This is a genomic window from Pseudostreptobacillus hongkongensis, from assembly GCF_001559795.1.
GTDB classification, from domain to species: Bacteria; Fusobacteriota; Fusobacteriia; order Fusobacteriales; family Leptotrichiaceae; genus Pseudostreptobacillus; species Pseudostreptobacillus hongkongensis.
Genome location: NZ_LOHY01000066.1, coordinates 1 through 300 on the forward strand (window position 1 = coordinate 1; position 300 = coordinate 300).

The window sequence follows — 300 nt, forward strand, 5'->3', positions numbered from 1 at the left end:
GTCTAAACAAAAATGGAGGACTTAAGTTTTCAATTAAAGGAACAGATTACATTAAGACGGAAGCAAAAGGAAATGAAGTTAGTGTAGATCTAACAGATAAAGTAAAAAGTGATATAGCAAAAGGAGTAGCAGCAAATAGTGGGGTAGCTAATGCTGTAGCAATGGCAAACTTACCACAAATAAGTACATTAGATGATAGAAGACACAACATAGCAGGTTCATATGGTTACTATAACGGAGAACATGCCTTTGCACTGAGACTATCGGGTTTAAATGAAGTAGGAAATGTAGTATATAAGG

The 300-nt window shown here is 35.0% G+C and carries 1 pseudogene; it reads left to right on the plus strand.

What is annotated here, in order from left to right:
* Nucleotides 1-300 (plus strand): annotated as a pseudogene (locus tag AYC59_RS01540) (YadA-like family protein); the annotation flags it as partial.